General features: G+C 62.6%; 13 protein-coding genes. 8 read left to right on the top strand and 5 right to left on the bottom strand.

What is annotated here, in order from left to right; genetic code table 11:
* Positions 1-7: 7 nt before the first annotated feature.
* Positions 8-613, top strand: a complete 606-nt coding sequence (locus tag E0H22_RS12400) for a class GN sortase (protein WP_233025927.1) — start codon at positions 8-10, stop codon at positions 611-613.
* A gap of 54 nt (positions 614-667) precedes the next feature.
* The gene (locus E0H22_RS12395) at positions 668-1,594 is read left to right on the top strand and encodes a ketopantoate reductase family protein (RefSeq protein ID WP_233025926.1); all 927 of its coding nucleotides are present in this window, start codon (positions 668-670) and stop codon (positions 1,592-1,594) included.
* 62 nt (positions 1,595-1,656) lie between these two features.
* On the opposite strand, the gene E0H22_RS12390 is transcribed toward E0H22_RS12395, so the two are convergent.
* Both E0H22_RS12390 and ndk read right to left on the bottom strand, forming a co-directional pair.
* A complete protein-coding gene (locus tag E0H22_RS12390) occupies positions 1,657-2,421 on the bottom strand; it encodes a TerC family protein (protein ID WP_430715252.1) in 765 nt (254 codons plus the stop codon).
* A gap of 148 nt (positions 2,422-2,569) precedes the next feature.
* Positions 2,570-2,992, bottom strand: a complete 423-nt coding sequence (ndk, locus tag E0H22_RS12385; RefSeq protein WP_233025924.1) for a nucleoside-diphosphate kinase — start codon at positions 2,990-2,992, stop codon at positions 2,570-2,572.
* Between the two features lie 266 nt (positions 2,993-3,258).
* Between ndk and E0H22_RS12380 the strand changes: the two genes are divergently transcribed.
* The 3 genes from E0H22_RS12380 to E0H22_RS12370 all read left to right on the top strand — a co-directional run bounded on the left by E0H22_RS12380 (position 3,259) and on the right by E0H22_RS12370 (position 5,811).
* A complete protein-coding gene (locus E0H22_RS12380) occupies positions 3,259-3,552 on the top strand; it encodes a sulfur globule protein precursor (protein WP_233025923.1) in 294 nt (97 codons plus the stop codon).
* Positions 3,553-3,724: 172 nt separating this feature from the next.
* Positions 3,725-3,901: a hypothetical protein gene (locus E0H22_RS12375; RefSeq protein ID WP_233025922.1), complete on the top strand. Its 177-nt coding sequence runs from the start codon at positions 3,725-3,727 to the stop codon at positions 3,899-3,901.
* Positions 3,902-3,948: 47 nt separating this feature from the next.
* Positions 3,949-5,811, top strand: a complete 1,863-nt coding sequence (locus tag E0H22_RS12370; RefSeq protein ID WP_233025921.1) for an ABC-F family ATP-binding cassette domain-containing protein — start codon at positions 3,949-3,951, stop codon at positions 5,809-5,811.
* A 51-nt stretch (positions 5,812-5,862) separates the two neighbouring features.
* On the opposite strand, the gene E0H22_RS12365 is transcribed toward E0H22_RS12370, so the two are convergent.
* The 3 genes from E0H22_RS12365 to E0H22_RS12355 all read right to left on the bottom strand — a co-directional run bounded on the left by E0H22_RS12365 (position 5,863) and on the right by E0H22_RS12355 (position 8,547).
* Positions 5,863-6,393 (bottom strand): hypothetical protein, encoded by a 531-nt coding sequence (locus tag E0H22_RS12365; protein WP_233025920.1) that lies wholly within the window; start codon positions 6,391-6,393, stop codon positions 5,863-5,865.
* A 192-nt stretch (positions 6,394-6,585) separates the two neighbouring features.
* Entirely contained in the window at positions 6,586-7,038 is a 453-nt protein-coding gene (locus E0H22_RS12360) for a DNA polymerase III subunit chi (protein ID WP_233025919.1), read from the bottom strand.
* A gap of 6 nt (positions 7,039-7,044) precedes the next feature.
* Entirely contained in the window at positions 7,045-8,547 is a 1,503-nt protein-coding gene (locus E0H22_RS12355; RefSeq protein ID WP_233025918.1) for a leucyl aminopeptidase, read from the bottom strand.
* Positions 8,548-9,144: 597 nt separating this feature from the next.
* On the opposite strand from E0H22_RS12355, the gene lptF reads away from it, so the two are divergent.
* The 3 genes from lptF to E0H22_RS12340 all read left to right on the top strand — a co-directional run bounded on the left by lptF (position 9,145) and on the right by E0H22_RS12340 (position 13,906).
* Positions 9,145-10,314, top strand: coding sequence for an LPS export ABC transporter permease LptF (gene lptF, locus E0H22_RS12350; protein ID WP_233026335.1), 1,170 nt, complete (start codon positions 9,145-9,147; stop codon positions 10,312-10,314).
* Positions 10,311-11,408: an LPS export ABC transporter permease LptG gene (gene lptG / locus E0H22_RS12345; RefSeq protein WP_233025917.1), complete on the top strand. Its 1,098-nt coding sequence runs from the start codon at positions 10,311-10,313 to the stop codon at positions 11,406-11,408. Before lptF ends, lptG begins: the two co-directional genes overlap by 4 nt.
* A gap of 107 nt (positions 11,409-11,515) precedes the next feature.
* The gene (locus E0H22_RS12340; protein WP_233026334.1) at positions 11,516-13,906 is read left to right on the top strand and encodes an LPS-assembly protein LptD; all 2,391 of its coding nucleotides are present in this window, start codon (positions 11,516-11,518) and stop codon (positions 13,904-13,906) included.
* The last annotated feature ends 87 nt before the right edge of the window (positions 13,907-13,993 follow it).

Here is a 13,993-nt window from a genome sequence, read left to right as displayed (position 1 = left end):
ACATCTCATGCTCCGCGTCACCGCTGCCGCGCTCGCGCTGATAGGTGCTCTCCTGTTTGGCCAAGGCATCTATATGCATGCCAAGGCGATGCTGGCTCAAATCCTGCTCGAACGCGCTTTCACCAATTCGCTCGCCAGCGGGCAACCGGTGAAGCCCTGGTCGTGGGCCGATACATGGCCGGTCGCGCGGATCGAGATAAAGCGGCTGCAAGTGAGCGCCATTGCGCTGCACGGCAGCAGCGGACAGGCGCTCGCTTTCGGCCCTGGTCACGTGGAGAATACGTCTGAAGCAGGCGAGCGCGGTATCGCTGTCTATTCCGCTCATCGCGACACGCATTTCCGCTTTCTCGGCGATGTCGTCATCGGCGACGTCATCGACGTGACGCGGCGCGACGGACAGTCGTTTCGCTATCGGGTCACCGGCACCGCCGTCGTGCCTTTCGATGCCTCGGATATCGATGCACATGCCAACGAAACGGGATTGGCGCTGACGACCTGCTGGCCACTCGATTCTGTCACCCCGGGACCGCTCCGCTATGTGGTGCACGCGACCTTGCTGAGCGGACAACCGGCATCTCCAATTGCATTGGTCGACGACGTACTGACGAAGTAACCTGTCACACCGAAGCGCGCGATCGAAACGCGCCGAATGACAGGGAGTGAACGAATGGCGAAAGTCGCAATCGTCGGCTGCGGCGCGATCGGGTCTGTCTATGCCGCCTTGATGGTCGATGCCGGCCATGAGGTGCATGCGATTACCGCATGGCCCGATCATGCCGAAGCCATGAACACCAAGGGGTTGCGCTGCGAAGGCATCAGCGGGGATCGCACCGTGGCTATTCATGGCGCGACCTCGACCGACGGCATCGGCCCCTGTGATCTCGTCATCATCGCCACCAAAGCTTTCGACGTGGAGGCTGCAGCCAGAAGCTCCGCATCGCTGCTCGGCCCGGAGACCGTCGTGCAGACGATTCAGAATGGTCTCGGCTCACCGGAGGTCGCGGCACCCGTTCTTGGTGCGGATCGCATCGCCGTCGGCGTGGTCGGCGGCTTCGGCGCCTCGATGCGCGGCCCCGGCCACGTCCATCACAACGGCATGGAGATGATCCGTTTCGGCTCCTATGCAGGCCTGCCCAAGCAATTGCTGCAGGCATCGGCGAAGATCTGGGAATCCGCCGGCTTCAAGGTCGCGCTCTTCAACGACATCAAACAGATGGTATGGGAGAAGCTGATCATGAATGTCGCCTTCTCCGGCACCTCCTGCACCACAGGGTTGACCATCGGCGAGATCATCGACGACGCCGACGCATGGAAGGTCGCGCGCGGCTGTGCCGAGGAAGCGATTGCCGTGGCGCGCGCATCTGGCATCACGCTTGACGTCGGCGATCCCGTTGAGCACGTGCGAAAGCTTGGTGGCAAGATCCCGCATGCCAAGCCATCGATGTTGCTGGATTACGAAGCTGGCCGCCGCTGCGAGATCGACGCCATCAATGGCGCGATCCCTCGGCTCGGAGAGCCGCTTGGCGTGCCCACGCCGGTAAATGACACGGTGGTCGGCATCGTGAAGGCGCGGGAACGGAAGATGCTGAGCTGAATCCTACAAAACAAAACGGGCGCCGAAGCGCCCGTTCAAGTTTTCTTTCCAGGACAGCCAGCTTATGCCGCCTGCTCCGCATGGGCGGCCATGCTGCGGCGGCGCCACAGGGCACCGACCGCCAGCACCACGACGATGCCGAGCAGACCGCACACGATCTCGCCGCCCGTACCGTCGCCGGTGAAGCGAATGCCGCTGCCGAGCGAGGCAAAGACGCCGTCCAGGCTAGAGCCGAGCGCACCACCGAAGAAGCTGTGGAGCAGCGGCAGGATCGCAGGATCAGTGGCGATCACCTCGCCCGCGACCCATCCAAGCAGTGCAGCGCCGAGCCAGACCAGCACCGGCAGGCGGGTCAGCAGCGCCATGATCAGCGCCGCGCCGGCGACGATCAGCGGTACGCTGACCGCAAGGCCAAGGATCAAAAGCGGCACGCTGCCATTGGCGGCAGCCGCCACGGCGATGACGTTGTCGAGGCTCATGACGATGTCGGCGATCACCACGATCTGCACGGCCGCCCACAAATTCGAGGCGGCCTTCACGCCGTCCTCTTCTTCCTGTTCGGGCACCAGCAGCTTGGCGGCGATGACGATCAGCGCGAGGCCGCCCACCAGCTTGAGATAGGGCAGCGCCATCAACGAGGCCACGATGCCGGTGAAGATGATACGGAGAATGACGGCGGCTGCGGCGCCGAGGATCATGCCCCACATGCGCTGCTTCGGTTCGAGGCCGCGGCAGGCGAGCGCGATCACGAGTGCGTTGTCGCCCGACAGCAACACGTTGATCCAGATGATCTTGCCGACGGCAACCCAGAATGCTGGCTGCTGCATCTCGACTTGAAACTGAACAAAGACCGACTTGATCGTTGCCGGATCGAAAACTTGCAGCACCCAGTCCACAGCGCGCCCCTCTCTGTTACTCGTTTTTCGAAATGCCGGCGCGCCCCCGCGCGCCGGCAGATATCAAATCAGCAGAAGCTTAGCCGACAATCTCGTTGCCCGAAAAGAACTGCGCGATTTCGATCGCCGCGGTCTCGGCGGCGTCCGAACCATGCACCGAATTCTCGCCGATCGACTTGGCGTGGGCCTTGCGGATGGTGCCTTCGGCGGCCTTCGACGGATCGGTGGCGCCCATGACGTCGCGATACTTCAGGATTGCGCCCTCGCCTTCCAGCACCTGCACGACGACCGGACCCGAGGTCATGAAATCGACGAGTTCGCCGAAGAACGGACGCTCCTTGTGGACGGCATAGAAGGTGCCGGCCTGTTCGCGGGTCATGCGGATGCGCTTCTGCGCGACGATACGCAGACCGGCCTTCTCGATCAGCGCATTGATCGCACCGGTCAGATTACGCTCGGTCGCGTCGGGCTTCAGAATCGAAAAGGTACGCTCGATGGCCATGGTTCATCCTTGAATAACGGCGGTTGGAAAGATGGCGGCTTATATCGGTGCGCTCCCCACCCCGCAAGCGATCCGTCCGTATCGGAGGCCGGTCGCCGGAGCAGCTCTGGGGGAACTGTCCGAAATATCATCCAGATGAACCATTTCTGAAGGGGCCGGCGGGTCTGCATTCAGTTTGCCGGGCCTAGCCTGATCGCCATAGCACGCTCCACCGCTTCCGGCGGCGATCCACCGGCCAAGGACGTGCCAGATCGATGGAGATGACGATGTTCCGCAAAATTGCACTGACTTTGGTCGCTGCGACAGCCCTGGGCGCCGCAGCTCTGGCGCCTACCTCCGCCTCAGCATGGGGCGGACACGGCGGATGGCATGGTGGTGGCTGGCATGGCGGAGGCTGGGGTTGGCATGGCGGCTGGGGCGGACCTCGCTTCTATGGTGGCCCGCGCTTCGTCGGCGGCCCCTATTACTACGGGTATTATGGCGGTGGCGGCTGCTGGGTCCGGCGGGTGGTCCCTACCCCGTGGGGGCCACGCTGGCGGCTGGTCAATCGCTGTTATTGAACCTTTGGTACAGCGCGCGCCCGGCCTTGACGGCCGGGCGTTTTTGCGACGCTGCTGTGGATATTTCACCCTTTTTTGAGACAGACGCGCTGAAATCCGGAAAACGGGAAACATTTGTTACCCTTACGACTTGCCTTGCTGTCAGTACCGCAGCGAGGGTTTCCGGATCACCATGACCTCACCTTTCTCCAATAACGGCGACGACGAGATGGACCGCAGCACCTCTGCGGTGATCTGCCACGCCATCGGAGAACGTTTGCGCCAGGACATGGGAACCGACGAGCCGCTGCCCTCTCGTCTGCAGATGCTGCTGAGCGAGTTGCGGCAGCGTGACGGCGACAGCGCCTGACCGCAAATCCGGGTTGCCTTTGCGCGTTGCAACGGTGACAACGCCGCATGCTTTCCATCAATGACATTTCCATCCGCATCGCCGGCCGGCTCCTGATCGACAACAGCACGGTGCAGATCGCCCCTGGTGCACGGGTCGGCTTCATTGGCCGTAATGGCGTTGGCAAATCGACCCTGTTCCACGCGATCCGCGGCGACCTGTCCCTCGAAGGCGGCAGCATAGCTATCCCGCCGCGCTGGCGGATCGGCAGTCTCGCTCAGGAGGCGCCGGACGGTCCGGAAAGCCTGATCACCGTCGTCCTCAAGGCCGATGTCGAGCGCCACGCCCTGCTGGCCGAGGCCGAGACCGCCACCGATCCGGACCGCATCGCCGACATCCAGATCCGTCTCGTCGATATCGACGCCCATTCGGCACCGGCCCGCGCCGCAGCCATTCTGAGCGGCCTCGGCTTTTCGGCCGAGGATCAACTACGCTCCTGTTCCGAATTCTCCGGTGGCTGGCGCATGCGCGTGGCACTTGCCGCGACACTGTTCGCTGCCCCCGACCTGCTGCTGCTCGACGAGCCCACCAACTATCTCGACCTCGAGGGCACGTTGTGGCTCGAGGATCATCTTGCGAACTATCCTCGTACGGTCATCGTCATCAGCCATGACCGCGATCTGCTCGACGTCTCCGTGAACGAGATCCTTCATCTCGATCGCGGCAAGCTGGTGCATTATCGCGGCACCTATTCGAATTACGAGGAATTCCGCGCCAATCGCGAGGCGCTGCAGGCCAAGAACTTCGAGCGCCAACAGGCCGAGCGCAAACGCCTGCAGGACTTCGTCGATCGCTTCAAGGCCAAGGCGTCAAAAGCCCGCCAGGCGCAGTCGCGCGTCAAAATGCTGGAGCGGATGAAGCCGGTCTCCGCCATCGTCAGCGACGAGGTGCGAGAGATCCACTTCCCCGCACCCGAGAAGATGCTGTCGCCGCCGATCCTCGCCCTCGACAATGTCGCGGTCGGTTATGAGCCGGGCAAACCAGTGCTGAGCAAAGTCACGCTGCGTGTCGATACCGAGGACCGCATTGCTTTGCTCGGCTCCAACGGCAACGGCAAATCGACACTGGTGAAGCTGATCGCGAACAGACTGCAGCCTTTCTCAGGCGCGGTGACCCGCGCGGACAAACTGTCCGTCGCCTATTTCGCCCAGCATCAGGTCGACGAACTGATGATGGATCAGTCGGTCTACGATCACATCCGCAAGCTGATGCCCGAGGCGCCGGAATCGAAAGTCCGCGCCCGCGCCGGCAATATCGGCTTTTCCGGCAAGGCAGCCGATACGATCGTGAAGAGTTTGTCCGGCGGCGAGAAAGCACGACTGCTGCTCGGGCTCGCGACCTTCTACGGTCCCAACATGATCATCCTGGACGAGCCGACCAACCATCTCGACATCGACAGCCGCGCGGCGCTGGCCGAAGCCATCAACGAATTCCCCGGCGCCGTGATCATGGTCTCGCATGACCGCTATCTGATCGAGGCATGCGCAGATCAATTATGGGTCGTCGCCAACAAGACCGTCACCAGTTTCGACGGCGACCTCGAAGACTACCGCAAGCTGGTGATGCAGACCCGCGATCCGCGCCCATCAACGCGCGAACGTGCGGCGACCGATGACAAGCCGGCACGCACGAAAGAAAAACGCGTCTCGCCAAAACAGCAGGTCGCCGAAGCCGAGGCCGAGATGGAGCGCATTGCGGGGATCATCGAGAAGATCGATACCGCGCTCGCGCTGCCGGATATTTTCACGCGCGATCCCAAGCAGGCCGCACAACTCACCAAAGCCCGTGCCGCAGCGGCCGATGCATTGGCCCGCGCGGAGGAGCAGTGGCTGACCGCCAGCGCGCTTCTGGAAGACGTCAATAGCGGGTAATTCGCCGAATGCGGTGCGGCCGCAGCGCGGCGCAATTGCGGCGGGCTTGCGTCAGCCCGCCCGCTTCTTTTTCGCCCCGCGCACCGGCTTCGGTTGCTCGGCCTGCGGAGTTCCCTCGACCATGGTCAGGCGGCCGGCCGTGAACGTGTAGATGCCGGCACGGGGGCCGCGCAAATAGGTCAGCGTGGTGACACGGTCGCCGCGGGCATTGCCGCCGATATTAACACTGTCCGGCGCACCGGCGCCGCGGGCGACGTCGCATTCGGTATGGCCGAGCGCCACGACACCCGTCGCCGGCGCCACGGCGGCGGCGCCATCGGCGAGTGCGCTGGCATCGCGCGGCGGCATGCCGGGGCATGCGCCATCGGCGCTGATCAGATCGTTGGGAGAAACCGGCGTATCCGGCGTCAGCGGCGGGGTTTCGATCGAGACGTTCTTGATGATGGTGCGGCCCGACCGGGAAAACCAGTCGGCGTCCTTGGACAGCAGGTCGGACTTGAACATGTCGCCCGCGCTCATGCCCGAACAGCCGCCCAGCAGCGGTGCAAGGAGAATGACGGCCAACCCCGTTCGATGAAGCATTTTGCTGTGCACGATCAACGCTATCCCACCCGGCGACGAAGCGCCCGTCTCATCACTCGTTTGCGGCGCGACCGTGACACCCGGTCGCGCCCGTCCCAGAAAGGCGCAATTAGCATCAAATACGGTTAATCGCCATTTTCTGTTGACGCATGATCTGATCCGAAAACCGGTCCCCACTTTTCGGGATCATGCCTAGTTCCGCTTCTGCCAGCGGCCGCGCTCATCGGCCTGCCAATAGGTCGCGGTCAGTCCCCGCGCCTTGCATTCTGTCCAGGCGCTGCGGGCCGCGGCGAGCGCCTCGTCGTCATCGCCATTGAAAACGAGGACCATGCGCTCATAGCCCGCCGTTTCGGCCGGAAGGCCTGCATTGTCAACGAGGAACCGGACCTGTGCACCGTTCGGATTGCTCTCTTCCAGCACCAGCAGGATCGGCTGTTCCGCCGCATCAGCCGCACGCCAGGTGGCATGCGGCAGGAACGAGTCGTCGCGATAGGTCCACAGATGCGCATCGAGCGCATCCGCCCGTTCTTCCGAAGTGGACTGCACCACGCAGCGCCAGCCGCGCTCGAGGGATTTCTCGAGCAGCGGCGGCAGCACGTGTTCCAGTGCCATGTTCTGCAGGTGGTAGAACAGAACCTCGGTCATATCGGGTTACTTCTTGCCCTCGTAGTAGTCGGCCACCAGCCGGTCGAGCAAGCGCACGCCGTATCCGGAGCCCCAGCTCTGATTGATTTCGGTCTTCGGCGCCCCCATGGCGGTGCCGGCGATGTCGAGATGCGCCCATGGCACATTATCGACAAAGCGCTGCAGGAATTGCGCCGCCGTGATCGAGCCGCCATTGCGGCCGCCGGTGTTCTTCATGTCGGCGAATTGCGAGTCGATCAGCTTGTCATAGTCGGGGCTGAGCGGCATGCGCCAGACACGCTCGCCGGTCGCCTGCCCCACCGTAGCGAGACGCAGAGCCAGCTCATCATTGTTGGAGAACAGGCCTGCATGATCGGTGCCGAGCGCCACCATGATGGCGCCGGTAAGCGTTGCCAGATCGATCATGAATCTCGGCTTGTACTTCTTGGCGACATACCAAAGCACATCGGCCAGCACGAGGCGGCCTTCGGCATCGGTGTTGATGATCTCAATGGTCTGGCCGGACATCGAAGTGACAATGTCGCCCGGACGCTGCGCATTGCCGTCCGGCATGTTCTCGACGAGGCCGATGGCGCCGATGACATTCGCCTTGGCCTTGCGGCCGGCGAGCGCATGCATCAGGCCAACCACGCAGGCCGCACCGCCCATGTCACCCTTCATCTCCTCCATGCTGCCGGCCGGCTTGATGGAGATGCCGCCGGTGTCGAAAGTGACACCCTTGCCGATGAAGGCGACAGGCGCATCGCCCTTCTTGCCGCCATTCCAGCGCATCACCACGATCCGTGCCGGATTGACCGAGCCCTGCGCAACGCCGAGCAGCGCGCCCATGCCAAGCTTCTGCATCGCCTTGACGTCGAGCACCTCGATAGCAACGCCGAGCTTCTTCAGCTCACCGGCGCGGCGTGCAAACTCCACCGGGAAAAGCACATTCGGCGGCTCGTTGACGAGATCACGCGCAACCACTACGCCCTTCACGACGGCGTTGTCGGACACGAAAGCCTTCTTCGCACTAGCCACGTCGCTCACAGCGAGCGATACGTTGACAGTGCCGGCTTTTTCCTCACCGTCTTTCTTCCTGGTCTTGTAACGATCGAATTTGTAGGCACGCAGCAACACGCCCGAGGCCACCGAAGCGGCCTGCTTGGCCGTCATTTCGGCGGATGGCAATTCCGCGATCACGGTGATCGTCGCGGCGGATGCACCGAGCTTGCCGGCCAGCACGCCGCCGAATTTCAGCAGATCGGTTTCCTTGATCTCATCCGCCTTGCCGGTGCCGATCACCAGCAGACGGTCCGCCTTCACGCCTTCCGGCGCGAGGATGTCGAGAGTCGATCCATTCTTGCCCTTGAACTTTCCGGTAGCGGCGGCACGCTTCACCAGCGTTGCAGCGGCGCCCAGCACCTTGGTCGTTGCCTTTCCCAACTTGAGTGCATCGTCGCTGAACACCACGAGGGTGCCGCGGACAGCCTGGGACAACGGGACGAAGCCGACCTTGACGGTGTCGGACATGGGCAAGACCTCCAGAATATCACATGAGGCGCATCGAACCGCAGGGGCGATGCGAGGGAACGGATGTTGTTGTCTCCACAGCCGGGGTCGTCAAGCCATACGGTCAAAAGCGGCGGGTCGGCAGCATGGGCAAAGCGCATATGATTGCCGAAAATAGCCTGTGGCCATCCTTCGAGACGCCGCTACGCGGCTCTTCAGGATGAGGGATAGAGTATAGCGCGATAGAAGTCCCTCATGGTGAGGAGCCCGCAAAGCGGGCGTCTCGAACCATGCAGGCCACGCACGCTCCCCAGCCCCACTCCGCTTCGGCTGATTCCATGTGCGAATGTGTCCGCCGCCCGCGACATGCGTGGCCGGAACGCTGCCAGCCATCACGCTGGCATGCGGAAATACCCGTCCTGGCTTGCTTTCAGTGTCCCGAGGGCCACATCGTTATCGAAATTAACCACTTCCTCACCTAGCCATCGCCCGGCCATTTTGTTGACCGATCAAAGGGATGGTAAGTAGGACGATCGGGTCCGGAGCCGCTGCGTCGCCCTCGGGGATCCCCCGTCGGGGATGGGCATGCAGCATGTTTCCGGGCCGTTACGGGGACCGATGGGTTCGATCGACAGATATATCTTCAAGATAGTGCTGGCATCCTTCGCCATCGTGCTGGTCAGCCTGACCGGCGTGATCTGGATCACCCAGGCACTGCGTGGCATCGACCTGATGACGAGTCAGGGTCAGACCATTCTGACCTTTCTCGGCTTCACGGGTCTGGCCATCCCCGTGCTGGTGCTGATCATCGCGCCGATCGCGCTGATGATCGCCGTCTCGCACACCCTGACCAAGCTCGCGACCGATTCCGAAGTCATCGTCATGAACGCCGCCGGTCTGTCGCCGATGCGGCTGTTCCGGCCATTTCTCTATGCGACGCTGGTGGTGTCGCTGATCGTGGCGTTCATTGCTTCCTATATGGCACCGGACGGCATGCGGCGATTGAAACGCTGGGATGCCGAGATCACCGCCGACGTGCTGACCAACATCCTGCAGCCCGGCCGCTTCGCGCAGCTCGATACGAATCTGACGGTGCGCATTAAAGAGCGCCAGCCCGGCGGCCTCCTGGTCGGCATCTTTGTCGACGACCGCCGCGATCCCAAGGAACGCATCACCATCATCGCCGATCACGGCTCGATCCTGAAGAACAAGGATGGCTCGTTCCTGGTGCTCGAAGACGGCAATCTGCAGCGCTTCGAGACCGGCAAGACCGACCCGGCCATGGTGGCCTTCGCCCGCTATGCCTTCGACATGTCGAAATTCTCCAACCGCAGTCAGGACGTCACCTATGGCATCCGCGAGCGCTATTTGTGGGAGCTGTTCTCGCCGCCCGCGGACGATCCGACATATCAGCAGATGCCGGGCGCTTTCAGCGCGGAGCTGCATGACCGGCTGATGGCGCCCATCTATCCGTTCGCCTTCGCCGCCCTGACCTTTGCATTTCTCGGCCAGCCGCGCACCACACGCCAGAGCCGCAACTTCTCCATGGGCAACGCCATCGGCGCCGTGTTCGGATTGCGCATGGCCGGCTTCGCCTGCTCGGTCGCTGCCGCGAAATCGGACTGGGCTGCCCCGCTGCAATATATCCTGCTCTTCGCCGCGATCGGCGGCAGCCTTACGATCATCAAGCTCGGCATTTCGGTCGAGCCGCCGGCCAGATTCATCGAAGCCCTCAACCGCTCGAATGAGCGGATCCTGCGGCTGTTCAGACGGCCGGCTGCCGCATGAACATGATCACAAACACCATCGGGCGCTATTTCGCCGGCCGGTTCCTGGTCGCGGCGCTCGGCGTCTTCATCAGCATCTTCATGCTGCTGGTTCTGGTCGACTATATCGAAATGGTCCGCCGCACCGCCGGACTGTCCACAGCTCCGGCGCTGATGGTGGCGCAGACCTCGCTCTACCGGGTGCCGCAGGCCCTCGAGAAACTGATGCCGTTCTGCATCTTGATCGGCGCCATGACCTGCTATCTCGCCCTGTCGCGCCGGCTGGAGCTGGTGGTCGCCCGCGCCGCCGGCGTCTCCGCCTGGCAATTCATTACCCCGGCGCTGTTCAGCGCCCTCGTCCTCGGCGTGCTGGCAACCATCGCCTACAACCCGATATCGGCCAATCTGCGCGAGGAATCCAAGCGGATGGAGGCCCGGATGTTCGGCGATGCCTCCGGCGGGGGCGTCCAGGACGCCTCGGGGTTCTGGATCAATCAGGTCAATGCCGATGGTCAGGCCATCATCAATGCCGCCCGGAGCGAACAGCAAGGCCTTCGCCTCACCGGGCTGACCGTGTTCCGTTTTGACACCGAAAACCAGTTCAGCGAACGGATCGAGGCCCGCGAAGCAACTCTCGAGTCCGGCAAATGGGTCTTCAAGGGGGTACGAATTTACTCCCTCGATTCGCCCATGGTCGAGCAGGAGACCCTGGATATCGCCACAACCCTCACCCCTGCGCAGGTGCGAAATAGTTTCTCGACCCCCGAAACAGTGTCATTTTGGCAACTTCCTTCGTATATCCGTTCCTCGGAGAGTTCGGGGTTTGCGACCGCAGGGTATCGTTTGCAGTATCACAAGCTCATCGCGCAGCCGTTTTTGCTGGTCGCGATGGTGATGCTGGCTGCTTCCGTGAGCCTCAGGTTCTTTCGGATGGGCGGTGTCCAGAAGATGGTTTTGAGTGGCGTGGGCGCGGGCTTTCTGCTCTATGTTCTGTCGAAAGTGACTGAAGATTTGAGCAAGGCCGAGTTGATGCATCCGATTGCTGCGGCGTGGCTGCCTGTTTGCGTGGGCGGCCTCACCGGATTCTTGGCCCTGTTGTACCTGGAGGACGGGTAGTGGCTGGTTTTGCCGCCCTCCGCGCGCGGAAAATGATCTCGAAACTGCACATTTGTGCAGATTGCGGACGCACGTCTCGCGCGATCACAACGGTCGCCGCAACCATGATGTGCGTGGCCGTGACGCTTGGCGCGGCGGCGACGACGCCTGTGCACGCCCAGAGCTTCACCTATAACCGCCCGGCCACCCGTCCGAAGCCGCCGCCGGCGGCCCAGACCGGGCAGATGCTGGTGCAGGCCACCGAGGTCAATTACGACTACAACAATTCGCGCGTCGCCGCCGTCGGCAACGTGCAGATGTATTACAACGGCACCTCGGTCGAGGCCGACAAGGTCATCTACGACCAGAAGACCAAGCGCCTGCATGCCGAAGGCAATGTCAGGATGACGGACGCCGACGGCAAGATCACCTATGCCAACCTGCTAGACCTCAGCGACGACTACCGCGACGGTTTCGTCGACTCGCTGCGCGTCGATACGGCAGATGCGACCCGCATGGCCGCGACCCGCGCCGAGCGCACGGCGGGCAACTACACGGTGTTCCAGAACGGCGTCTACACCGCCTGCGCCGCCTGTAAGGACGATCCGAAGAAGCCGCCGCTCTGGCAGGTCAAGGGTGCCCGCGTCATCCACGACCAGACCGAAAAGATGATGTATTTCGAGGATGCGCGCGTCGAATTCTTCGGCGTGCCCCTCGCCTACATCCCGTATTTCTCGACGCCCGATCCGACGGTGAAGCGCAAGACCGGCTTCCTGATGCCGGGCTTCTCGCAGAACACCAATTTCGGCTATGCGATCGAAACGCCGTTCTACTGGGCCATCGCGCCGGATTACGACCTGACGCTGATGCCGCGCTATACGACGCGGCAGGGCCTGTTGATGCAGGGCGAATTCCGCCAGCGCCTGATGGACGGCGCCTATCAGATCCGCGCTTACGGCATCAATCAGCAGGACCGGAACGCCTTCGCCAATACGGTGGGCGACAAGGACTGGCGCGGCGGCGTCGAGTCCAAAGGCCAGTTTGCCATCAACGACAAGTGGGTCTGGGGCTGGGACGCGGTTGCCCTCAGCGACTACAACTTCCTGTACGACTATCGCCTGGCGATGTACCGGGACCCGTATCAGTCGTTCCTGAACCTGACGACCGAAGCCGTGTCGCAGCTCTACCTGACCGGCGTCGGCAAGCGCAGCTTCTTCGATCTGCGCGCGATCCACTACACGAGCTTCTCCGGCAACCAGCGCCAGGTTCCGGACATCCACCCGGTGCTGGATTACAACAACGTTCTGCAGCAGAACATTCTGGGCGGCGAGCTCAGCTACAAGTTCAACTTCACCAGCCTGACGCGCCAGGACGCGCAGTATGACGCGATCAATTCAAAGGTCGATCCGCTTACGGGGTTGAGCGCGTGTAATACGCTGTCTGCTGACTCTGCCGCACGCAGTCCTGCAAACTGCCTGCTCCGAGGGATTCCCGGCACCTACACCCGCTTCACTGCCGAAGCACAGTGGCGCCGGTCGTTCACCGACGACCTCGGCCAGATATTCACGCCGTTCGCCAGCATTCGGGTCGATGCCATCGATGCGTCGATTTCCAACCAGCCGGGCGTAGAACGTTTTCTGACGCCCGGTGACACCCAAGCGCTTCGGGTGATGCCGACAATCGGCCTCGAATATCGCTATCCGTTCATCAACGTGCAGCCCTGGGGCTCGACGGTGATCGAGCCGATCGCACAGGTCATTATCCGTCCGAACGAGACCTATGCCGGCCGTCTTCCCAACGAAGACGCCCAGAGCATGAATTTCGACACCAGCAACCTGTTCAGCGTGAACAAGTTCTCCGGTTACGACCGCGTCGAGGGCGGCGGCCGCGCCAATGTCGGCGTGCAGGCGACCACCCAGTTCGATCAGGGCGGCTCGGTCAAGGTGCTGTTCGGCCAATCCTATCAGCTGTTCGGCATGAATTCCTTCGCCGTTGCCGACCTGACCAATACCGGCGTGGCCTCGGGCCTGCAGAACCCGCGCTCCGACTATGTCGCCAGCGTCAGCTATGCGCCGAACCGCACCTATTCATTCTCGACCCGGGCCCGGATCGACGAAGCCACCGGCAACATCTCGCGCTTCGAGGCGGAAGGCCGCGCCAGCTTCGACCGCTGGTCGGTCAGCATGCTGTATGGCAACTACGCGCCGCAGGTCGAGCTCGGCTACCTGACCCGCCGCGAGGGCCTGCTCGGCACCGGCTCGGTCAAGCTGGCGAATAACTGGGTGGTGACCGGCGGCGCGCGCTGGAATCTGGAAGCCAACAAGATCGACCAGTATATGGTCGGCGCCGGCTATGTGGATGATTGCTTCATCCTCGCGCTGAATTACGTCACCTCATACAGCTACGTCGCCAATCTCTCGACCCCGCCGGTCCTGAGTCACACGGTGATGTTCCAGCTGGGCTTGCGTACACTTGGCGGCACTCAGGCCGGTACCGGCACCGGCGGCACTGTTTATTGATCACCTGATCGCGACATTCGGACGCTCGCACGCCGGATGCCGCGAAATTTCCGTTTTCGGCCGCGATGTATGCGCGACCAACCCGGC

Origin of the sequence: Rhodopseudomonas boonkerdii, from assembly GCF_021184025.1 — a bacterium.
Lineage (GTDB): Bacteria > Pseudomonadota > Alphaproteobacteria > Rhizobiales > Xanthobacteraceae > Tardiphaga > Tardiphaga boonkerdii.
This window is presented reverse-complemented; position numbering and strand designations above follow the sequence as displayed.